Annotated in this window: 23 protein-coding genes; 15 read left to right on the top strand and 8 right to left on the bottom strand. The window is 62.3% G+C overall.

Annotated features, from left to right (window positions below; genetic code table 11):
• Positions 1-10 precede the first annotated feature (10 nt).
• From FJ936_RS03015 to FJ936_RS03000, 4 genes are all read right to left on the bottom strand, one after another.
• Entirely contained in the window at positions 11-1,525 is a 1,515-nt protein-coding gene (locus FJ936_RS03015) for a type II and III secretion system protein family protein (RefSeq protein WP_140614761.1), read from the bottom strand.
• Positions 1,522-2,331: a Flp pilus assembly protein CpaB gene (gene cpaB, locus FJ936_RS03010; RefSeq protein WP_140614762.1), complete on the bottom strand. Its 810-nt coding sequence runs from the start codon at positions 2,329-2,331 to the stop codon at positions 1,522-1,524. Before cpaB ends, FJ936_RS03015 begins: the two co-directional genes overlap by 4 nt.
• A 210-nt stretch (positions 2,332-2,541) precedes the next feature.
• Positions 2,542-3,060: a prepilin peptidase gene (locus FJ936_RS03005; RefSeq protein WP_015319334.1), complete on the bottom strand. Its 519-nt coding sequence runs from the start codon at positions 3,058-3,060 to the stop codon at positions 2,542-2,544.
• A gap of 188 nt (positions 3,061-3,248) precedes the next feature.
• The gene (locus FJ936_RS03000; protein WP_140614764.1) at positions 3,249-3,425 is read right to left on the bottom strand and encodes a Flp family type IVb pilin; all 177 of its coding nucleotides are present in this window, start codon (positions 3,423-3,425) and stop codon (positions 3,249-3,251) included.
• A 348-nt stretch (positions 3,426-3,773) separates the two neighbouring features.
• Between FJ936_RS03000 and FJ936_RS02995 the strand changes: the two genes are divergently transcribed.
• The 3 genes from FJ936_RS02995 to FJ936_RS02985 all read left to right on the top strand — a co-directional run bounded on the left by FJ936_RS02995 (position 3,774) and on the right by FJ936_RS02985 (position 5,595).
• The gene (locus FJ936_RS02995; RefSeq protein WP_140660658.1) at positions 3,774-4,193 is read left to right on the top strand and encodes a pilus assembly protein N-terminal domain-containing protein; all 420 of its coding nucleotides are present in this window, start codon (positions 3,774-3,776) and stop codon (positions 4,191-4,193) included.
• Between the two features lie 138 nt (positions 4,194-4,331).
• On the top strand, positions 4,332-4,913 hold the full coding sequence (locus tag FJ936_RS02990) for a TadE/TadG family type IV pilus assembly protein (RefSeq protein ID WP_015319337.1): 582 nt from the start codon (positions 4,332-4,334) through the stop codon (positions 4,911-4,913).
• 40 nt (positions 4,914-4,953) lie between these two features.
• Complete coding sequence (locus FJ936_RS02985) at positions 4,954-5,595, top strand: TadE/TadG family type IV pilus assembly protein (protein WP_140660893.1); 642 nt, start codon at positions 4,954-4,956, stop codon at positions 5,593-5,595.
• Here the strand turns inward: FJ936_RS02985 and FJ936_RS02980 are convergent.
• Positions 5,547-6,521, bottom strand: a complete 975-nt coding sequence (locus FJ936_RS02980; RefSeq protein WP_015319339.1) for a phosphate/phosphite/phosphonate ABC transporter substrate-binding protein — start codon at positions 6,519-6,521, stop codon at positions 5,547-5,549. The genes FJ936_RS02985 and FJ936_RS02980 overlap by 49 nt on opposite strands.
• A 150-nt stretch (positions 6,522-6,671) precedes the next feature.
• On the opposite strand from FJ936_RS02980, the gene FJ936_RS02975 reads away from it, so the two are divergent.
• The 9 genes from FJ936_RS02975 to FJ936_RS02935 all read left to right on the top strand — a co-directional run bounded on the left by FJ936_RS02975 (position 6,672) and on the right by FJ936_RS02935 (position 16,246).
• Positions 6,672-7,913, top strand: coding sequence for a phosphopentomutase (locus FJ936_RS02975; protein ID WP_140787150.1), 1,242 nt, complete (start codon positions 6,672-6,674; stop codon positions 7,911-7,913).
• Positions 7,906-8,796: a bifunctional DNA-formamidopyrimidine glycosylase/DNA-(apurinic or apyrimidinic site) lyase gene (gene mutM, locus FJ936_RS02970; protein ID WP_140787148.1), complete on the top strand. Its 891-nt coding sequence runs from the start codon at positions 7,906-7,908 to the stop codon at positions 8,794-8,796. The genes FJ936_RS02975 and mutM overlap by 8 nt, the downstream gene beginning before the upstream one ends.
• A 33-nt stretch (positions 8,797-8,829) precedes the next feature.
• Positions 8,830-9,603 carry an enoyl-CoA hydratase gene (locus FJ936_RS02965; protein ID WP_015319342.1) on the top strand — a complete coding sequence of 258 codons (774 nt, stop codon included), beginning with the start codon at positions 8,830-8,832 and terminating at the stop codon, positions 9,601-9,603.
• Positions 9,604-9,782: 179 nt separating this feature from the next.
• Complete coding sequence (rpsT, locus tag FJ936_RS02960) at positions 9,783-10,049, top strand: 30S ribosomal protein S20 (RefSeq protein ID WP_015319343.1); 267 nt, start codon at positions 9,783-9,785, stop codon at positions 10,047-10,049.
• A gap of 855 nt (positions 10,050-10,904) precedes the next feature.
• On the top strand, positions 10,905-12,449 hold the full coding sequence (gene dnaA / locus FJ936_RS02955; RefSeq protein WP_015313987.1) for a chromosomal replication initiator protein DnaA: 1,545 nt from the start codon (positions 10,905-10,907) through the stop codon (positions 12,447-12,449).
• 200 nt (positions 12,450-12,649) lie between these two features.
• Positions 12,650-13,768 carry a DNA polymerase III subunit beta gene (gene dnaN / locus FJ936_RS02950; RefSeq protein ID WP_015313988.1) on the top strand — a complete coding sequence of 373 codons (1,119 nt, stop codon included), beginning with the start codon at positions 12,650-12,652 and terminating at the stop codon, positions 13,766-13,768.
• Positions 13,769-13,834: 66 nt separating this feature from the next.
• Positions 13,835-14,974: a DNA replication/repair protein RecF gene (gene recF, locus FJ936_RS02945; RefSeq protein ID WP_015313989.1), complete on the top strand. Its 1,140-nt coding sequence runs from the start codon at positions 13,835-13,837 to the stop codon at positions 14,972-14,974.
• Positions 14,975-15,005: 31 nt separating this feature from the next.
• The gene (locus FJ936_RS02940) at positions 15,006-15,758 is read left to right on the top strand and encodes a molybdopterin-synthase adenylyltransferase MoeB (RefSeq protein ID WP_015313990.1); all 753 of its coding nucleotides are present in this window, start codon (positions 15,006-15,008) and stop codon (positions 15,756-15,758) included.
• Positions 15,759-15,760: 2 nt separating this feature from the next.
• On the top strand, positions 15,761-16,246 hold the full coding sequence (locus FJ936_RS02935; protein WP_181171000.1) for a GNAT family N-acetyltransferase: 486 nt from the start codon (positions 15,761-15,763) through the stop codon (positions 16,244-16,246).
• A 35-nt stretch (positions 16,247-16,281) separates the two neighbouring features.
• Here the strand turns inward: FJ936_RS02935 and FJ936_RS02930 are convergent, their stop codons facing one another.
• Entirely contained in the window at positions 16,282-17,283 is a 1,002-nt protein-coding gene (locus FJ936_RS02930; RefSeq protein WP_140660652.1) for a D-glycerate dehydrogenase, read from the bottom strand.
• Positions 17,284-17,431: 148 nt separating this feature from the next.
• On the opposite strand from FJ936_RS02930, the gene FJ936_RS02925 reads away from it, so the two are divergent.
• Positions 17,432-17,992, top strand: coding sequence for an SH3 domain-containing protein (locus FJ936_RS02925; protein WP_015313993.1), 561 nt, complete (start codon positions 17,432-17,434; stop codon positions 17,990-17,992).
• Here the strand turns inward: FJ936_RS02925 and FJ936_RS02920 are convergent.
• Positions 17,965-18,366 (bottom strand): DUF4260 domain-containing protein, encoded by a 402-nt coding sequence (locus FJ936_RS02920; protein WP_140787146.1) that lies wholly within the window; start codon positions 18,364-18,366, stop codon positions 17,965-17,967. The two genes, FJ936_RS02925 and FJ936_RS02920, sit on opposite strands and share 28 nt — an antisense overlap.
• 28 nt (positions 18,367-18,394) lie before the next feature.
• Positions 18,395-18,826, bottom strand: a complete 432-nt coding sequence (gene irrA / locus FJ936_RS02915) for an iron response transcriptional regulator IrrA (protein ID WP_015313995.1) — start codon at positions 18,824-18,826, stop codon at positions 18,395-18,397.
• 242 nt (positions 18,827-19,068) lie between these two features.
• Here irrA and fabA point away from each other — a divergent pair, with 242 nt between their 5' ends.
• Together fabA and fabB are read left to right on the top strand one after the other, a co-directional pair.
• Entirely contained in the window at positions 19,069-19,587 is a 519-nt protein-coding gene (gene fabA, locus FJ936_RS02910) for a 3-hydroxyacyl-[acyl-carrier-protein] dehydratase FabA (RefSeq protein ID WP_015313996.1), read from the top strand.
• 49 nt (positions 19,588-19,636) lie between these two features.
• On the top strand, positions 19,637-20,857 hold the full coding sequence (gene fabB / locus FJ936_RS02905) for a beta-ketoacyl-ACP synthase I (protein ID WP_015313997.1): 1,221 nt from the start codon (positions 19,637-19,639) through the stop codon (positions 20,855-20,857).
• Positions 20,858-20,888: the final 31 nt, after the last annotated feature.

Below are 20,888 nucleotides of genomic sequence, written 5' to 3'. Positions count from 1 at the left end.
GCTTTCCCGTTCACTTGTAGATGAAGCCGACAACGCCATGATAGCGGCCGTTGGGCCTGTCGGTCTGCATGGTGCCGTAGACGCGATTGACACGCCCAAGGAACATGCCGGCCCCGTCGCTTGGAGGGTTGAAATTGTCGTCCGGCTTGGCGAGTTCATTGCGCGCCACCGGCTTCACCAGATAGGGCGTAATGATGATGACGAGCTCGGTCTCGTTGCGCACGAAATCCCTGCTGCGGAAGAGCGCGCCGAGCACCGGGATCTTTGTCAGTCCAGGCAAGCCGTTGACGGCTTGCCTGACATCGTCGCGAACAAGGCCGGCGATCATCATGGAGCCGCCGGAGGGCAGTTCCACCGTCGTATCGGCAAGACGCTTGCGCAGAGACAGGACATTCGTGCCGGGACTTGTCACACCCGAGGACAGCGAAACGGACCCTTCGGTGGTCGGCTCGGAAACCGACGTTCTGACTTTCAGGCTGATGCGACCGGGAGACAGCACCACCGGCTGGAACTCCAGGCCGATGCCATATTCGATCTTGTCGATGGTATAGTTCTTCAGGCCAGTCTGGTTGTCGGTCGACACGTTCGCCGTGACGCCGCTCACCATGTTGTATTCACCGCCGACCTTGAAGGTTGCCTTCTCGCCGGATACGGCAGTCAAGGTGGGCTCGGCCAAGGTCTTCATGACCCCGGACTGCTCCATGGCATTGACATAGGCTTGCAGCCCCGAGGCGCCTATATTGAACCCCGAATTCGACAGCTGCTTACCGAGTCCGGTGAAATTGTCGCTAATCGCTCCATAGCTGATGCCGTTGCTGCCGCCACTGCCGACCATATTGACGCCGAGCTGCTTCATCACGGAACGGCTGACTTCGGCCACCGTCACCTTCAGCGTGACCTGATCATCTCCGATGATCTGCAGCAGATTGACGATCTGGCTGACGCGGCGCTCCTGGTCCGGATTGTTGATGTCGACACCGCTCTGGGCCGAGCCGCCAGCGGCGGTCTGCGAATATTGTCCCGTCGTCGCTTCACCGCCGGACACAAACATATTTGCCAGCTGTTCGGCACGCTTGGCATCCAAGGGGGTATCCACGGTGCCGGTCAGAACCACGTTGTCGTTGAGCAGTTCCACTTTGACGGCCGAGGTCGGAAGGAAGCGCTTGATATAGTCTTCCAGGCCGGCGACGTCGCGCTCGATGGCCAGGTCCAGGCTGGCGATCTGTTCGCCGTTCGGTCCAAAGACGAAGATGTTGGTTTCGCCGACCGACTTGCCAAAGAGATAGATACGCCTTGCGGTACGGGTCACGGCGTCGGCAACGGAGGGATTGGCGACAAGAATGTCATAGGCATCGCTCGGCAGGTCGATGACCACCGACTTGTTGAGGCCAAGCTTGACGCGCTGGGTGGCTGTCGTGGCCGACACCTGCGTGCTCTTCGCCTCGACGCCCTGCACATTCGCTCCGACGAGCAGCAGGCCGAATGCCATGGCTACGATTGCCGGCAGTTTAGCGCTTAGCCTCATTTCCTTGCCCCTACCTCGGAGACTTCGCCCGACTTGATCAGCCTCACCGTTCCCCTGCGACCATTGCCGGAAACGAGATAGTCGGCCTCGTCCACATTCTTTTCCTGGGTGTCCGTGATCGCCCGCAGCGCCAGCGTCAGGCGATCCGCCATCTGCTGGGCAACGGTGATGATCTCCGCCTGTTTGGGTGTCAGCTCCAGCGTGGCGGTCTGGCCTACCCTGGTCTTCTTGCCTTCCTCGTCTTCCTGGATGGTCTGATCGATTGCCAGGACGCGGATATTCTTCAGGATGGTCTCGGTGCTGAAGCCGGCCCCGGTGTTGGCATCGGCCCTGCGGGTCATGATGACGTCGACGAAATCGTTTGGAAGAATGAAGCCGCCGGCCGAGGTGTCGGCCGATATGGTCGTGGCGACCGCCCGCATGCCGGAAGGCAGGATGGACGACATGAAGCTTTGCCCCTCTCCGATCAGCTTGGAGCGCCGCACGGGCTCGCCCGCATACATCGGCACACGGGCAATCGACCCTTTCAGCTTCTCCAGGGCATCGGGAGCGGTGGCCTTGGTGATGAAATTCGCGTTGATGCCGTCAGCGGGCCAGGATTGCCAGGCGATGCTGTTCTGGAGCGCGTTGCCCATCGCGACATCACCCGACAGCACGAGCACATCCTGCAGGGATACCGCCGGGGCCTGGGGGCCAGAATCGACGACGATCTGAGGCGGCGGAGCGACCATGTTTTTTGCGACATAGCCAGCACCGCCCGCCGCGGCCACCGCCACGCTCAGAATAATCAATCGGGATGCTGGCATCTGTCCGAACCCTCGCCCTTGGCAAACCACCTAGCCAAGCCGGACTTTGCAGCGGCAATCGTCAAAACAAGGTTAATGCAATGCTTACGATCGTGATTAATTTAAGGTTTACATAAATTGGATGGATCGCGCCGAGATGCGTGGAAATGCTGGGCCGCCGCTCCGCAAGACGGCTTGCAAGGCATGCCAGCCGACGAAAAATTGATGAATTCAGTTCGCCAGCCTTGCCAGCGCCCATACCATCATGGGGGAATCGGGGAAGGTCAGCAGTCCGCCCAGGCCGAGCGCGATCCCATAGGGAACACCGGCCGACTCTTCGGCGAAATGACGCAGGAATGGATTGCGGCCGGTGAAAACCGCCAGCGTCGACTTCCGGTAAAGCAGGATGGCGATTGTCAGAAGGCCGCCGATGAATGTCGAGACGACAAGATATTCGACGAGATGCACGTTGAGCCCCATCCACACGGCCGTGGCGGCCAGCAGTTTGGCGTCGCCGCCGCCCATGCCACCCAAGGCGAACAGGCCGAACGTCACGGCAAGGACGATGGCGCCGGCGGCGAAATGTCCGCCATAGGCTGCCCAGTCCATGCCCGTCAGCGGCGCCACCAGCGCGAAGACGACGACAAGCAGAACCGGCACGCGATTGGCGATCGTCATCGACAGCATGTCGGAGATCGCGGCAAACAGCATGCAGAACGGGAAGACGACGAAAATCAGGGCCTCAAGCATCGGCGCTTATGCCTATTGTGCGGATTTCCAGGATACTCAATCTAGGTCGGTTCGATTAACGATTGATGAGGTCCGCATGAAAAGACGGTCGTTGTCGGCAGCACTCTGGACCGGTCACAGAGAAACAGGGGCCGCAATGTGGCGACCCCTGTCCAGAATGCAATCCAGGTGATCAGCAAATAAGCAGATCAGCTGCCGCTGCTGTTCAGCGTTGTACCGATGGTCGTGAACTTGGCGTTGATGGCATTGCCGAGCGCGCCTGCGCCGGTGATGATGGCGAGCGCGATGAGAGCGGCGATCAGACCATATTCGATGGCGGTCGCGCCGGATTCGTCTTTCACGAAACGTGCGATGAGATTAGACATTCGAGAGCTCCTACTCCACGTGTTACAGCACTTCCGTCAACTTCTGTGATGGTTGATCGGATGCTGCAAATCTAGGGAGAAGCTCTTTCGATCGGCTTAATAAACAGCCTTACCGATTCCTTTCCCGGCTAGAACATGTTGCGTGGTTAACTCCACACTAAGCGTTCTGTTTTGCAGGTCGACGCCGCAAACGGCAAGGGCTTGGGCAGGCTTGCGACGCCTGCACGAGTCCAATGGTGCGCTCGGCCATGCCGACCGCCATATCCGGGCGCAACAAGTCAACTTAACCGTTGGTTCACCAATCTCGTTCATGTTCTGTTGAACAGTCCGCTTGCGTGGAGCGCCGTGATGGCCGTGCCGAGATCCTCAATTCTGATTGCCGTGCTTCTTGCCGCCAGCTTGACCGCGCCCGCCAGGGCCGGCGCCGGGATCGAGGTCACCATGAACCAGGCCAAGATCGTGAAATTGTCGCGCCCCGCCGATACGATCGTCGTGGGCAACCCGGCAATCGCCGACGCCTCCGTCCAGGATGCCTCGACGATCGTGCTCACCGGCAAGGGTTTCGGTGTCACCAATCTCGTCGTTCTCGACCCAGAGGGCAGCCCGATCGTCGACGCACAGGTTACCGTGGTCCGCCAGGCGGCCTCGTCGGTTCGCATTTACCGGCGCGCGGAGGTCCAGACCATGTCGTGCACGCCCTATTGCGAAAGCTCCTACAAGAGCGACGCGGAGAAATCGTCCGAAGCCGAGATGAGCGTCAGCAAATAAGCCATGGGGGCCGTGCCAGCGCCCAGGTTACTGCCTGGTTAAAGCGCCTGCGCCGAGTTTAACGATCATTCAAACCGGACCTCAATTGGTTTGCACTAATACACCTGTCAGCACCGTCCAGGATGGCAGGAACATCGCATGAGCAAGGAAATCGGCTCGACAGATCAACGCAAGATCGAGCGCGCCAGGCCTTTCCAGCGCTTCGTGCGCGACCGGCGCGGCGCCACGGCGCTGGAGTTCGCGCTGCTTGCGATGCCGTTCGCGCTTCTCGTCTTCGCCATCCTCGAAAGCTGCATCTCGTTTGCCAGCCAGGAGGTGATGGCCAACATTACAGACGATGTCGCGCGCCGGCTGCGCACCGGCCAGTTGAGGGCCGCTGACGTCGCCGGAGACAATTTGAAGAACATGATCTGCGGCAAGCTGGAAATCATCGTTTCGCAGGATTGCCCCAATCAGTTGAGCGTCGATCTTCGCCAGTACACGGCTTTCGCCGACGCGGCCCAGGCCGGCTTCAGGATTCAGGGCGGTAACATCCAGCTGACGAATAGCGGCGCCGATGTGCCCTTTACCGTCACGGCGGGTGCGGCGGAGTCAAGGAACATGCTGCGGGTTTTCTACAAATGGCCCATCATGACCAACCTGATGGCGCAGTCGATGGGCGGCAACAAAACGCTGCATTTCGCTTCGGTGACCTGGCAGAACGAGCCGTTCGACAATTGAGACAATCACCGAAGCAACAACAAGAAAAAAGGCAGTGAATATGATGCGTGCGGGGGCACATCAGGGAATTGCTGGGCTCTGGGGCAAATCAATGCTCTGGGGCAAATCAATCCGGTTCTGGTCCAATCGTCGTGGCGTCGCGGCGGTCGAGTTCGCGCTTATCGCGCCTATCCTGCTGGTCATGTATTTCATGACCATGGAGGCTTCGCAGGCCATCGAGACGAGCAAGAAGGTCAGCCGTGTCGGCAGCATGGTCGCCGATCTCGTCACACAACAGCCGACCATCGCCAAAGTGGACCTCGATGCCATCATGAAGATCGGCACCTTGACCCTTCAACCCTATAACCGCTCCGTGCCGGACATCACCATCACGGCCATACAGGTCACCACCGATGCCACGCCGCAGGTCCTGGTGGTGTGGTCGCGCAAGGTGGTCAACGGTGTGAACGGCGTCGGGGCCACCGCCGGCACCGCCACCACGGTTCCGGCAAGCCTCAGGGTCCCCGGAACCTTCCTCGTCCGCGTCGACAGCACCCTGGCCTATAAGCCGATCATCAGCTGGACGACCGACAGCCAACAGAAGCTCGGGTTTGTCGAGACGCTCGCCAAAGGCATGACGATGGGCGAAACCTATTATCTGCGTCCCCGCAGAAGCGTCACGATCCCTTGCAGCGATTGCTGAAGGACTTGTTGCCGCCCATCGACTGATACCATCCGCACGATGGCCTCCGCCGCCGCATAGTCCTTGGGAGCCACGGGCATGAAGCCGCCAGCATGCTTCGGCTCCAGAAGGTCGTAGACATCCGGCGTCGTCGATTTAAGGTTGGTGAGGAACACGGTCAGCCGACGCTTGGCTTCCGGATCGAGGTCGCCGCGCACCGCATGGGGACCGTATCTCAGCAGACCCGACGTCCACACGACCTGAAGGGCCGACGCCGAAAGGTCTGATGCCTCGAGCCTTGCCTGCGTGCCCCCAGGCAGTCGCGGCTGACCATCGGCCGCTGCCTTCACCCAGCCGAACATGGCGTCGGCCTCGCCGTCGACGAGCATGGTTTCAGCCGCCGACGCCGACGGGGCATGGACAAGGAATGGTGCGTCTTCGGCGATCCTGACATGTTCGGCGGCCAAGCCCGCCAGCGGCAAAAGCGAACCGCCGACGCTGTCCGGCGGCGGCATGGCGATCCGGCGGGTCTCCATGTCAGCCAGGCCGGGCAATTTGCCGTCCCTGGTCAGCAGTACCGAGCGGATGCCGGCCGCACCGTTTGAATCGACCGGAGCTACGAGCGGCTCGACGCATTCGCAGCGTTGCAGCGCCGCGGCGTAGGCGGTCGCCGAATAGATGGCGTATTCGATCCGCGCATTGGCCTGTGCCTCGATCAGTGCCGCGTAATCGCGGGCAACGACGAATTCCACCTTCATGCCGAGCGCATTGGTAAAGGCTTGCGTCAGCACGGCCAGCCCCGGAACGGTATTGCCGGCGCCGGGTTCGGCGACGATACCGATGCGAAATGTGCCGATATCGTCGCGCCAGTCTGCCCACGCCGGTCCACAACAGAACGCACCGTTCACAGCCATGAGGGCAGTCCATGTCTTGAGCGCAGCCTTCATGACAGGACCGCCTTGCCTCTTGTTTGTCCGTGGGCGCCCAACTGGTCGCGACACCTGATCTTTGTGCCTGTATTGCCGTTTGGTTTCCGAATTGCCAAGGCCGCCGTGGAACCCTATGTCTTGAGGTCCACACTGGCAACAAATGACCCGATGGCGCGTGCATTCCTCTTTGTCCTGGATTCCTTCGGCATCGGCGGCGCGGCCGACGCAGAACGTTATGACGACGCCGGTGCAAACACGCTGGCGCACATCGCCGAAGCTTGCGCGGAAGAGCGCGCCGATCGCGACGGGCTTCGTCAGGGACCACTGTTCGTCCCCCACATGGCATCGCTGGGACTTGGCAAGGCGGCCGAGACGGCGACAGGACTGGGTTTTGCTCATTTCGGGACGGACCTGCTCGCCAATGCCTTCCATGGCGCGGCGCAGGAGATTTCGAGCGGCAAGGACACGCCTTCCGGCCACTGGGAGATCGCAGGCCTGCCAGTACGCTTCGACTGGGGTTATTTCCCGGATACGGTTCCCGCCTTTCCGGCCGACCTGACCGAGGCGATCATCCGCGAGGGCAAGGTTTCAGGCATCCTCGGCAATTGCCATGCGCCAGGCACCGAGATCATCGAGCGGTTCGGCGAGGAACACATCCGCACGGGCAAGCCGATCTGCTACACGTCGGTCGATTCCGTCCTGCAGATCGCCGCGCATGAGGTCCATTTCGGCCTGGAGCGGCTTTATGAATTGTGCCAGGTGGTGCGACGGCTGGTTGACCCGCTGAGGATCGGACGGGTGATCGCCCGCCCCTTCGTAGGCGAGACGTCAGCCACCTTCGAGCGAACCTACAACCGCCACGACTACGCCGTGCCGCCACCCGAAGCGACATTGCTCGACCGGCTGACGGCGCGCGGCAGCCGCGTCATCGCCGTCGGCAAGATCGGCGACATCTTCGCCCATCGCGGGATTTCGCAGGTGCGCAAGGCGGCGGGCAACATGGCCATGTTCGACCAGGCGCTGGGCGCCATGGACGAGGCCGGCGACGGTGACCTCGTGTTCGCCAATTTCGTCGATTTCGACACCGAATTCGGCCATCGCCGCGACGTCGCCGGTTATGCCGCCGCACTCGAGGCCTTCGACCGGCGTCTGCCGGAGGCGTTTGCGAAGCTGAAGCAGGGCGACCTTCTCATCCTGACCGCCGACCACGGCAACGATCCGACCTGGCGCGGCACCGATCATACGCGCGAACGCATTCCGGTCATCGGCACTGGACCCGGCCTCAAAGGCGGCGACATAGGGCTGAGGGCGACATTCGCCGATATCGGCGAGACGGTTGCCGAACATCTGCGGCTGGCGCGCGGCCGTAACGGCACGTCCTTCCACGCCACGATTGGCGGCCATGCCTGAATTGCCCGAAGTCGAAACGGTCCGGCGCGGCCTGCAGCCGGTCCTGGAAGGTGCCCATCTGGCCAAGGTCGAGATGAGACGACCCGATCTGCGCTTCCCCTTTCCCGAACGGTTCTCGGAGCGGCTGACAGGCAGGACGGTCACGGCGCTTGGCCGCCGCGCCAAATATCTGACCATGCATATGCAAGGTGGTCCGGTTCTGATCTGCCACCTCGGCATGTCGGGCTCCTTTCGCATCGAGACCGGCGACGACGACGAGACACCGGGCGTATTCCATCATGAGCGTTCGAAGAGCGCGGCGCACGATCATGTCGTGTTCCATGTCGTTTCCGCGGCCGGCGCGCGCTCCCGGGTGATCTTCAACGACCCGCGCCGCTTCGGTTTCATGCTGTTTGCGGAAGAGCCGCCGGAGACGCATCCGATGCTGGGCGGGCTGGGTGTCGAGCCCACCGGCAATGCGCTGGACGGCGGTCTGCTTGCCTCGCTGCTGAAAGGCCGCAGAGCGCCGCTCAAGGCAGCGCTTCTCGACCAGAGGCTGATCGCCGGCTTGGGCAATATATACGTCTCGGAGGCGCTCTGGCGCGCAGGCCTATCACCCCTGCGCGAGGCAGGCACCATCGCCAAGCCAGGCAAGAAGGCTAGGGAACAAAGCGAAGGCCTCGCCGAGGCAATCCGTTCGGTCGTCGCGGACGCCATCGCGGCCGGCGGGTCTTCACTGCGCGACTATGTGCACACCGATGGGTCGCTGGGCTATTTCCAGCATTCCTTCGCCGTGTACGACCGCGAGGGTGAGCCTTGCCCCAAGCCCGGCTGCCGCGGCCATGTCGAACGTATCGTGCAGAGCGGACGCTCGACCTTCTATTGCCGGACCTGTCAGAGGTAGGCTAGACCGCCGTCGAGCAAGGAGAAGCAGCCCATGGACTATGAGACGATCATCACCGAGACGCGTGGCAAGGTCGGGCTGATCACGCTGAACCGGCCAAAGGCGCTCAATGCGTTGAATTCCCGGATCCTTGCTGAACTCGTCTCGGCCGTGAACGGTTTCTGCGCCGATCCTGGCATCGGCGCCGTGGTTGTTACCGGTTCCGACAAGGCCTTCGCCGCCGGTGCCGACATCAAGGAAATGCAGGCGATCTCCTACGCCGATGCCTACAGCCAGGACTTCTTCGTTGGCTGGGAAGAGTTCACGCGGGCACGAAAGCCGATCATCGCGGCGGTGGCCGGCTATGCCCTGGGAGGCGGCTGCGAACTCGCCATGATGTGCGACTTCATCATCGCCGCCGACACGGCCAAATTCGGCCAGCCCGAGATCACGCTCGGTGTCATTCCCGGCATGGGCGGGTCGCAACGCCTGACCCGGTTCGTCGGTAAATCGAAAGCAATGGACATGTGCCTGACGGGACGGATGATGGATGCCGCCGAGGCCGAACGTTCGGGCCTGGTGTCGCGGGTCGTTCCGGCCGCCGAACTGGTCGAAGAGGCCGTCAAGGCGGCGGCCAAAATCGCGGATTTCTCGCTGCCATCGGTGATGATGGCCAAGGAAGCGGTGAACCGGGCCTATGAGACGACGCTTGCCGAGGGATTGCGCTTCGAACGCCGCCTGTTCCACTCGCTTTTCGCGCTCGAAGACCAGAAGGAAGGGATGGCGGCGTTCGCCGAAAAACGGAAGCCGAATTTCACCAACCGGTAGGACGTGGCGGGCCAGCATCCGAAACCCGTGGCATCAGCAAAAAGAACGCCAGTCGGCGTTGACGCGCCGGAAAAGCTGAACTATAAGCCGCACCAACCGAGGCGGCCCCGTGGCTGCCCGTTTGTTTTTTGCGCCCTGCGGCACGCCGCGTGCGCCGACCAGATCAGAAGAGAGGCATCATGGCCAACACATCCTCGGCCAAAAAGGCAACGCGCAAGATCGCCCGCCGCGCAGCGATCAACAAGAACCGCCGCTCGCGCGTCCGCACCTACGTGCGCCAGGTCGAAGAGGCACTCGCCTCCGGCGACAAGGCCGCCGCACAGGCCGCCTTCAAGGCAGCCGAGCCGGAATTGATGCGCGCCGCAACCAAGGGCGTGATGCACAAGAACACAGCGTCCCGCAAGGTGTCGCGCCTCGCCCAGCGCCTCAAGGTGCTGTCGGCCTGACATCGCCTTTTCAGGACGATCTTCTTCGAACCCGGCCGATCGCGCCGGGTTTTTTCGTTTGCCGGCAAGTACTTAAAAAGAATAGCCGCAGACAGCCTCAAGTGCAGGTTCCCGAGTTCGAAATGGTTTGCCGGCACATACATGCCCGCTGATGACCGGCACGCTTGAAAAGCGCTGACTGAAAAAACTACGCTCCGCACAAATAGATAATTGCTTTCAAGCAGTTAGCGACAGTCATCCACAGCTTGTCCACAACGCGCCGAAGGGACGGGAGGACAACTGGCTGTCAAGTGAATTATTTCAGAAAATTTCGCGCCGGCCCGGCTTTTTCATATTCGTCGGAAAAGGGTTTGAATCCCAATGGCTTTGTCAAAATATGCCGCTGCGGCATGGCGCTCCAACCCGACCGAGGTAACCAGATTCCTTAAAAATCCGTTAGACGTGGCCTTGCCCTATCCACAGCGATTTCGGTAATGTCGATCTATCGAACGGGGCGGGCCTCTGGCCCTTAACCTAGCCTTACGCGGCCAGCTTAAATTGGCGGGATTTGCGACGTGGATCAAGTCCGCGAACGGGTATGGTTTGCTCTTTTTCGATACGGTAGGGGACTGGCGTAACTAGACATGGCAGGTAGGACGGCGCGCCGGCGCTCTTTCGCCGGACGGTGTTGTATTGCCCTGACATACCCAACGCGGACTGGCTTCCATGGGCCGGCACCGGTTCCCGTCGGATAGTGGGCGACGTTCATTGCCGGCGGCGGCAATGGGCATCGTAGCGAAGACACGGTCGCCGGAAAAGGATGCAGGAGGCGCATCCCCAGCGAAAAACAGGTACAGAAAGGCAAGGAACTCGATCATGCAGAGCGGCATCGAAAGGGAGCTTACGGGCGACCTCCCATTTCCTGGAACTTTGATCGGAGCAAACGAGATGGCGGTCTCCAGCGACGCGGAACAGAAATTCGACCGGGTCAAGGCCCAGTTGAAGGCGCGCCTGGGAACCGAAGTCTATTCCAGCTGGTTTGGGCGCATGAAGGTCGCGGAAGCGTCCAAGGGCATTGTCCGCATCTCCGTGCCCACCGCATTCCTGCGCTCGTGGATCAACGGCCACTATCATGATCTCATTTCAGAGCTGTGGAAGCACGAGGATCCCGAGCTTCTCAAGATCGAAATCGTCGTGCGCACCGCAACCCGTCAGGGGCGCGGCCAGCCCGAACCGGAATTGGCGCCGGCCCGCAAGATGACGCGGCAGACGCAGACGGCGCTGGCCGCCGGCACCGTCAGTCCAAGTAGGGTGGAGCGGTCTCCGATGCCGCGTCCGGGCGTGCCGGTCGAGAGCGAGTTCCGCCACAATGTCCTGGGATCACCGCTTGATCCGCGTTACACGTTCGGCTCCTTCATCGAGGGACCGTCGAACCGCGTTGCCTTCGCCGCCGCCAAGGCCGTGGCGGAATCGCAGTCGAGCGCGGTACGCTTCAACCCGCTTTTCCTGCATGCCACCGTCGGGCTCGGCAAGACGCACCTGCTGCAGGCCATCGCGGCGGAATCGCTGAAGCAGAACCCGAAGTCACGCGTCGTCTACCTCACCGCGGAGTATTTCATGTGGCGCTTCGCCACGGCGATCCGCGACAACAACGCACTGACGCTCAAGGAGCAGTTGCGCGACATCGATCTCTTGATCATCGATGACATGCAATTCCTGCAGGGCAAATCGATCCAGCATGAATTCTGTCATCTGATCAACATGCTGCTCGACAGCGCCAAGCAGGTCGTCGTTGCCGCCGACCGGCCACCGTCGGAGCTGGAATCGCTCGAACCGCGGGTCCGTTCGCGTCTCAATGGCGGCGTCGCGCTCGAAATGTCGGCGCCCGATTTCGCCATGCGGCTCGGCATGCTCAAACTGCGTCTGGCCACGGCCAGGATCGACGATGCATCGCTGGGCATTTCCGAAGAGATCCTCAACCACGTTGCCCGCACCGTGACCGGCAGCGGACGTGAACTGGAGGGCGCCTTCAACCAGCTCCTGTTTCGCCAGTCGTTCGAGCCGCAGATCACCATCGACCGCATCGACGAGATCCTCGGCCACATCTATCGCACGGGCGAGCCGAAGCGGGTCCGCATCGAGGACATTCAGCGCATCGTGGCGCGTCACTACAACGTCTCGAAGACGGAATTGCTGTCCAATCGGCGCACGCGCACCATCGTCAAGCCGCGACAGGTCGCCATGTATCTGTCGAAGGTGATGACGCCGCGCTCGCTGCCGGAAATCGGACGGCGCTTCGGTGGCCGCGATCACACGACGGTGCTGCACGCCGTGCGCAAGATCGAGGACCTTTCCGGCAATGACAACACGCTGGCGCAGGAACTGGAATTGCTGAGAAGGCTGATCAACGACCAGGCCTGACCGGCTGGAAAGCGCCCGCTTGCGGGGTTGGCCAGCTTTATCCCCAGAAAGCCCGCGCAACCGGCCCGAACCGGTGGCGCGGGCTTGCGTTCACTGGTTTTTTCCTGTCAGTTTGCGTAGATTCTGAAGCCTGTTCAGAGCTTTCGCGGGGCGCCGGCAGCCGGAGACCCGTTCATTCATTCAAGCGAGCCTGTTTCGTCATGCGTGTTATCCTGGAACGGTCAAATCTCCTGAAGTCGCTCAACCACGTGCACCGCGTGGTCGAACGGCGCAACACCATACCGATCCTGTCGAACGTGCTTCTCAGCGCGGACGGCGCCAGCCTCGAAATGAAGGCCACCGACCTCGATCTGGAGGTGACGGAAGCGACGCCCGCCAAGGTCGAGCGCGGCGGCGCGACGACGGTCCCCGCGCACCTGCTCTATGACATCGTGCGCAAGCTCTCCGACGGCGCCGAGGTAATGCTGAAGACGGATGAGGACGGCAACGCCATGACGGTGACGTCGGGCCGCTCGAGCTTCCGCCTGCAGTGCCTGCCGCAATCCGATTTTCCCGAGCTTTCGGCCGGATCCTTCTCGCACATCTTCCGCCTCGATGCGGTGGCGCTGAAGGGCCTGATCGAGAAGACGCAGTTCGCCATCTCCACCGAGGAGACACGCTACTATCTCAACGGCATCTACCTGCACACGCATGAAGTCGGCGGCAAGCTGAAGCTGCGCTCGGTGGCAACCGACGGCCATCGGCTGGCGCGCGCCGAGATTGACGCGCCGGCCGGCTCCGAGGGCATGCCGGGCATCATCATTCCGCGCAAAACAGTGAGCGAGTTGCAGAAACTGGTCGACGATCCGGATGTCGCCGTGACCACCGAACTGTCCGACACCAAAATCCGCTTCACCATCGGCAGCGTCGTCCTCACCTCGAAGCTGATCGACGGCACCTTCCCGGACTATCAGCGGGTCATTCCGACCGGCAACGACAAGAAGCTGATCCTCGACCGCCAAAGCTTCGCCGCCGCGGTCGACCGGGTCTCGACCATCTCTTCCGAACGCGGCCGCGCGGTGAAGCTCTCGATCAGCGAAGGCCAGGTGACGCTTGCGGTCAACAATCCGGATTCAGGCAGCGCCACGGAAGAACTGGCGGCCGACTATTCGGCCGACCCGATCGAGATCGGCTTCAACGCCAAATACCTGCTCGATGTCGCCGCGCAATTGACCGGCACGGAGGCCAAATTCATGTTGGCCGATGCCGGTTCGCCGACGCTGATCCACGACATGGCCGATGAGACCGCGCTTTACGTGCTGATGCCGATGCGGGTATAGCCGGCGCGGCGTCGCTGGCGATACGACTAGGCCTTGGTTGCGGCGACTTCTACAGGCGGATAGCGGTTGCCGGCACAAACCCACATAAGTAAGCTCACGCTTACCAATTTTCGCAACTATGCGACCCTTGCGATAGATGTCGCGCCGGGCGCCGTGGTCTTTTCCGGCGACAATGGTGCCGGTAAGACCAATCTCCTCGAAGCGATCTCCTTTTTGACACCGGGACGCGGCTTGCGCCGCGCAGCCTACGGGGATGTGGCCCGTGAGGGTGGCGATGGCGGTTTTGCCCTGCATGCACGGCTCGACGGACCTGAAGGCGAGGTCGAGATCGGTACAGGCATTTCCGGGGGCGACACCGCGGAGAGCGGCAGGCGGGTGCGTATAAATGGAGCCGCGGCGCGGGCCGAGGACATGCTGGAATGGCTGCGGGTCGTGTGGCTGACGCCGGCGATGGATTCGCTGTTCACCGGGCCGGCCGCGGATCGCCGGCGCTTTCTCGACCGGCTGGTGCTAGCGATCGATCCCGGCCATGGCCAGCGCGCACTCGATTACGAGAAGGCGATGCGAGGCCGTAACCGCTTGCTGACGGAAGGCTCGCGGGATGCCAGCTGGTTCGAGGCGATAGAGACGCAGATGGCCGAGACCGGCGTGGCGATAGCGGCCGCGCGCGCCGAGTTGGTGCGCCTGCTGGTGGCCATGATCGACAGGCTGCCCGACACCGGACCGTTTCCGCGGGCCGATATCGGCCTTTCGGGTGAATTGGAGGCCGAGATTGCCGGTGCGCCGGCGGTCGATGTCGAGGAGCGGTTCCGACGGGCGCTTGCCGATGGCCGCGACCGCGACCGCGCCGCCGGACGTACCCTCGAGGGCCCGCACCGCTCGGACCTCATGGTCCGGCACCGGCCCAAGGCAATGCCGGCCGAACTCTGCTCGACCGGCGAACAGAAGGCGTTGCTGGTCGGCATCGTGCTGTCGCATGCCCGGCTGACCGGCGAAATGTCCGGCCTGACGCCGATCCTGCTGCTCGACGAGATCGCGGCGCACCTCGATGGCGGCCGGCGCGCGGCACTGTTCTCGATCCTGGAAGACCTGAACTGCCAGGCTTTCATGACGGGTACCGATGCGGCGCTGTTTTCCAGCCTGCATGGCCGCGCTCAGTTCCTGACGGTCGACCATGGCACGGTTGGGCCAACCGAAGACCCCTGACAAGATTTTTCGGCCGCTATATGGTCCTGACATGACTACCGCCCTCACCGCCGACGAGATCGAACGCTATGCCCGCCACATCGTGCTGCCCGAGGTCGGCGGCGCTGGCCAGCAGAAGCTCAAGCAGGCGCGGGTGCTGGTGATCGGCGCTGGCGGCCTCGGGGCGCCGGTGCTTGAATATCTCGCCGCGGCCGGTGTCGGCACGCTCGGCATTGTCGACGACGACACTGTTTCGCTCTCCAACCTACAACGGCAGGTCATTCACGGCACCGATACGGTCGGCATGCTGAAAACCCAGAGCGCCGGCGCTGCGATCGCCCGCATCAATCCCAACATATCGGTCGAAACGCACACATTCCGGCTCACCGCGGAAAACGCCCCTGCCCTCGTCGCCAAGTACGATATCGTCGTCGACGGGTCCGACAATTTCGAGACGCGTTATGTGGTTGCCGATGCCTGCGCCAGCGAAGGGAAGCCGCTGGTGCATGCGGCCGTCGGACGTTTCGATGGCTCGGTCACCGTGTTGAAGCCTTTCGAGGACGGCAGGGACGGCAAGCCGAACCCGAGCTATCGGGATCTGTTTCCCGAAGCCCCGCCGCCGGGCCTGGTGCCGTCCTGTGCGGAGGCCGGAGTGCTCGGCGCGCTGACCGGGGTCGTCGGCACGTTGCAGGCGATGGAGGCGATCAAACTGGTCACCGGCATAGGCGAGCCGCTGATCGGCCGGCTGCTGCTCTACGATGCGCTCGCCGCCCGCTTCGAGACCATCCGCTACAAGAGACGCTGATCTTGGAACAACCCCCTGTTTCGATCACGCAAATCCCCGCCGATTTCGGCCGCTGGGGTGATGTGCTTGCCCTGATCATGCATGCCTTCGCCTTCATGGACGACATCATCGACCCGCCGTCGTCGGCTCACCTGCTCACAGTCGAAGCACTGCGCGCCAAAGCCTTGCGGGAGACAGGCTTTCTGGCGCTCGACGGCGACAGGATCGTGGGCTGCGTTTTTGCTCTCGAAAAGGCCGAGGGTCTTTATGTCGGCAAGCTCGCCGTCGCCCCGGACCGGCAGGGGCAAGGCATTGGCCGGCGGCTGATGCAAGCGGCCGAAGATCTGGCCCGCAGCCGCGGCAAGGCCGACATCGAACTGGAGACGAGGATCGAACTGGCCGCAAATCATGCCGCCTTTGCCCGGCTCGGCTTTCGCGAAACCGAACGGACGGCGCATGAGGGCTATGACAGGCCGACGTCCATCACCATGCGCAAGACCATTTCGTAAGCTTCGGTTTATGAAAGCCGGCGCCTGGAAGGTTTTCAGGTCCTGAGCGGCAGCACGCGGTCCGGCGGGCGATGGCCATCGACGAAGGCGCGGATATTGATGATGACCTTCTCGCCCATGTCGATGCGGCCCTCGAGCGTGGCCGAGCCCATATGCGGCAGAAGCACGACCTTGTTCCTGGCGGCCAGCTTCAAGAGCTTGCCGTTCAGGGCCGGTTCGTGCTCGTAAACGTCCAGGCCGGCGCCGGCGATCTTGCCGTCCTGGATCAGCTTGACCAGCGCTTCTTCGTCGATGATGTCGCCGCGGGCAGTGTTGACGATATAGGCGGTGGGCTGCAGCAACGCGAGCCGCCGCGCCGACAGAAGATGAAAGGTAGCGGGTGTCGAGGGACAATTCACCGAGATGATGTCCATGCGGGCCAGCATCTGGTCGAGACTTTCCCAATAGGTCGCCTCCAGCCCATCCTCGACCGCCGGCAGCACACGATGCCGGTTGTGATAGTGAATGGACAGGCCGAAAGCCTTGGCTCGCCTGGCAACGGCGGTGCCGATGCGGCCCATGCCGACAATGCCGAGCCGCTTGCCCCAGATGCGCCGGCCAAGCATCCAGGTCGGCGACCAGCCGGCCCATTTCTTGTCGCCCGTGAGCACACTGGCGCCTTCCGCCAGCCGGCGCGGCACCGCCAGCATCAACGCCATGGTCATGTCGGCGGTATCTTCGGTGAGCACGTTGGGCGTGTTGGTGACGGTGATGCCCCTCTTGGCCGCCGCCGCCACGTCGATCTTGTCGACACCGTTGCCGAAATTGGCGATCAGCTTGAGATTGTCGCCGGCCTGGGCAATCAGTGCGGCGTCGATCTGGTCGGTCACGGTCGGCACCAGCACGTCGGCTTCCTTGACCGCGGCGACCAGTTCCGGCTGCGTCATCGGCCTGTCCTCGACGTTCAGCCTTGCGTCGAACAGCTCGCGCATGCGGGTCTCGACCGGGTCGGGCAGCTTTCGCGTGATGACCACGAGAGGCTTCTTTTTGCCTACCATTGTTTCCCTCGTTGAGACCTCTTTAACCAAGACAGGCGAAACTGAAAGCCGGTCGCGGTAGCCGATTTACCCATGTAACAAGCGGTGCCGCCGAAGACAAAGAAAAAGGGGTGCCGCAGCCATCGGGCCGGTGCCGAAAGGAACGAAAGTGTCTGGTTTCGCGTCGCTTCGCCTGGCCCTCAGCGCAGCATTTCTCGGCGCTCTTCTCTATTCTCCGCTTGCCGGCGCGCAAAGCGCGGCCGCTCCCGCCCAGAGCGCCATCACGCTCGGACCGAGCGGCCTGCCGCTGCCGCGATTCGTCAGCCTGAAATCCGGCCGCGTCAACTCGCGTGTCGGCCCCGGCGCCAACTATTCGGTCGACTGGATGTACATGAAGGCTGGCCTGCCCATGGAAATCATCCAGGAATTCGATACGTGGCGGCGCGTGCGCGACGCCGACGGCTCGGAAGGATGGATCAACCAGTCGCTGCTTTCGGGCCGACGTACCGCAATCGTCGCTCCCTGGCAGCGCGGCAAGGGCGGCCAGATCAACCTTCTCAAGAGCCCCGAAAAGGATGCCAGAGTGGTGGCGATCGTAGAACCCGGCGTCATGGGCACGATCAAAGCCTGCGACGGCCAGTGGTGCGAGATGACGTTCGACGGCCACACCGGCTGGCTTGCCCAGTCGGTCGTCTGGGGCGCTTATCCGGGCGAGCGGGTCAAGGACTGAACGTCTCGCTCGCTTTTGCGCCCGATACGGCCGAGATGGGTATCCTGAAATCCTGTTGACAGCTTCAAGCCGTAGCCCAGCGCGCGGTCGATCGCGATATGCGCGATCCAGATCAGTGCGACGGCGTTGCCGACCGCACTGCCGGCGAGGTGCCCGGCAAGCAACACAAGCACCGGTACGATCAGAATGTGCAAGGCGTTGTAGGCAATGGCGCCGACGCGTGGGCCGCCGAGATAACCCAGCATCGACAGGTCCGGCGCCAGGATGAGCAACGCGAAGAGCCACCAGGAAACGCCTGTCGCGCCATAGAAGACGATCGCGGCAGCCGCCGCGACGGCCCATTCGAGCCGGACTATCCAATCGAGGAATTTCATCCCAGACCGCTTATTCCGGCCTTGCCGATCATTCCGGACGCTTGGGACGCAGCCTCACCACGATATCGACATTGGCGATCTCCATGCCTTCGGGTGGCTCCGGCAGATTGGTGACGGTTACCGGGCCGTTGGCGATGTCGAAAATCCTGTTTTCGCCTTCGATGTAGAAATGGTGGTGGTCGGAGGTGTTGGTGTCGAAGTAGGTCTTGGAACCTTCGACGGCGAGAATGCGCAGCAGCCCCGCCTGGGTAAACTGGTGAAGCGCGTTGTAGACGGTGGCCAGCGATACCGGCACGCCGGCGGCCTGCGCCTCCTCATGCAGTTCCTCAGCCGACAAATGGCGGTCGCCCTTGGCGAAAAGCAGGTCGGCCAGCGCAATGCGCTGACGGGTCGGCCTCAGGCCGGCTTCACGTACCCGCTTGTCCACAGCGACATTTTCCTTCCGGCAGCCCCGGTCCATCTGGTCTTCCAAGCTCGCAGTCCCGCTTCAAGACACGCCCAGAATGGCAAAAAAATGAATGTCTGCCGGAACCGGACCCCTGTTGACATATATTCTGTCGCCCGAGTGCGATCAATAGCGCGCATTGACCCGGGCAGACTGGCGGGTTAAGCGCAAACGCCGGTTTCCGGCCTGAAACAGATTGTGTTAGGACACCAACGACAAGGGCGCGCTACCGCCCGGACGGTATGGGGACGAAATTGATGGCGGGTTCGAAATCCAGCTACGACTACGAAGAATTGCTGGCCTGTGCTCGTGGCGAGCTGTTCGGAGAGGGCAATGCCCAGTTGCCCTACCCGCCGATGCTGATGTTCGACCGTATCACCGAGGTCAGCGAGACCGGCGGCGCCTTCGACAAGGGGTTCATTCGCGCGGAATTCGATATCAATCCCGACCTGTGGTTCTTTGCCTGCCATTTCATCGGCAATCCGATCATGCCGGGCTGTCTGGGCCTTGACGCCCTGTGGCAATTGACCGGCTTCTATCTCGGCTGGCTTGGCGAACCCGGCAAGGGAATGGCGCTGTCGACCGGAGAGGTCAAGTTCAAGGGCATGGTCACGCCATCGGTCAAGAAGGTCGAGTACGGCGTTGATTTCAAGCGTGTGATGCGCGGCCGGCTGGTGCTCGGCATCGCCGATGGCTGGATGAAGGCGGATGGCGAGCCCATATATGCGGCGACGGACCTGAAGGTCGGTCTGTCCAAGCAGTCGGCGGTCGCTTGACCGCAGCCCTGGCCCGCGCATTGGCCAGCATCCCTGGAAGGAGTTGCGAATGAGACGTGTCGTAGTCACAGGCCTCGGCATCGTGTCGTCGATCGGCAACAATGCCAACGAGGTGCAGACCTCGCTGCATGACGCCAGATCCGGCATCAGCTTTTCCGATTCCTTTGCCGAACATGGCTTCCGGTGCCAGGTCTGGGGCGCGCCGACGCTCGATCCTTCGGCGATGATCGACCGCCGCGCGATGCGATTCCTGAGCCAGGGCGCGGCGTGGAATCACGTCGCCATGGACCAGGCGATCGCGGATGCCGGCCTCGACGAGAGCGACATCACCAACGAGCGCACCGGCATCGTCATGGGTTCGGGCGGCCCCTCCACGCGCACCATCGTCGAGGCGGCCGAAACCACGCTCAAGAACGGCAGCCCCAAGCGCATCGGTCCCTTCGCGGTGCCGAAGGCGATGTCGTCGACGGCCTCGGCAACCTTGGCCACATGGTTCAAGATCCATGGCGTCAACTATTCGATCTCCTCGGCCTGCTCGACCTCGGCGCATTGCATCGGCAATGGCTACGAGCTGATCCAGTGGGGCAAGCAGGACATGGTCTTTGCCGGCGGCCACGAGGATCTTGACTGGACGATGTCGGACTTGTTCGACGCCATGGGCGCCATGTCGTCGAAGTTCAACGACAGGGCCTCGACCGCATCGCGCGCCTACGACGCCAATCGCGACGGCTTCGTCATAGCCGGCGGCGCCGGCGTGCTGGTGCTGGAAGAGCTGGAGCACGCCAAGGCGCGCGGCGCCAAGATCTACGCGGAGATCGTCGGCTACGGCGCCACTTCGGACGGTTTCGACATGGTTGCGCCCTCGGGCGAAGGCGCGGTCCGCTGCATGCGCCAGGCGCTGGCGACGGTTTCCACGCCGGTCGACTACATCAACACGCACGGCACCTCGACGCCGGTCGGCGATTCCAAGGAAATGGGCGCCATCCGTGAAGTGTTCGGCGAGAAGATGCCGTTCATCACGTCGACGAAGTCGCTGACCGGCCATTCTCTGGGCGCGGCGGGCGTGCAGGAATCCATCTATTCGATCCTGATGATGCAAGGCGGCTTCATCGGCGAAAGCGCCCATATCGAGACGCTAGATCCGGAATTCGAGGGCATGCCGATCGTACGCAAGCGCATCGACAACGCAGGGATCGACACCGTTCTGTCGAACTCCTTCGGTTTCGGCGGCACCAACGCGACGCTCGTTTTCCAGCGCTACTCCGCATAAGGCCAAGTTTTTCATATAAGGATTGCCGGCC

It is taken from the genome of Mesorhizobium sp. B2-4-13, assembly GCF_006658535.1.
Taxonomy (GTDB): Bacteria; Pseudomonadota; Alphaproteobacteria; order Rhizobiales; family Rhizobiaceae; genus Mesorhizobium; species Mesorhizobium australicum.
This window is presented reverse-complemented; position numbering and strand designations above follow the sequence as displayed.